Origin of the sequence: Paraburkholderia sp. SIMBA_053 (assembly GCF_046534895.1) — a bacterium.
In the GTDB taxonomy this organism is placed as follows: domain Bacteria; phylum Pseudomonadota; class Gammaproteobacteria; order Burkholderiales; family Burkholderiaceae; genus Paraburkholderia; species Paraburkholderia caledonica.
Genome location: NZ_JAWRXU010000608.1, coordinates 1 through 275, shown reverse-complemented (window position 1 = coordinate 275; position 275 = coordinate 1). Strand labels below are relative to the sequence as shown.

Below are 275 nucleotides of genomic sequence, written 5' to 3'. Positions count from 1 at the left end.
AGCATAAAACCGCCGCAGGCTGCTAAGCGCTCTGGACGTACTGCGGGGACTAAACGCCTTGTCGATGCGTTGTGCCAGATAACGATTTAGTAGCTGAGCGTCGGCATCCAGTAAGCCCTTTCTTTGCTGCGCCAGAAAAGTAGCAAACTTTCTTAAGTCAGTACCGTAAGCGCTAAGCGTGTGTTCGCTGACACCTTTGTCCAGCCAAAGCTGGTCGAGAAACTCAGTAATCAGCACACCGTCAGCAGCCTGCAGTTGGGCTGTGTTTTCTGCCA

1 protein-coding gene is annotated in these 275 nt (G+C 52.4%); it reads right to left on the bottom strand.

What is annotated here, in order from left to right; all coding sequences use genetic code 11:
- The coding region (locus SB753_RS37040) for a site-specific integrase (protein ID WP_410805116.1) at positions 1-275 on the bottom strand (275 nt) is incomplete at both ends.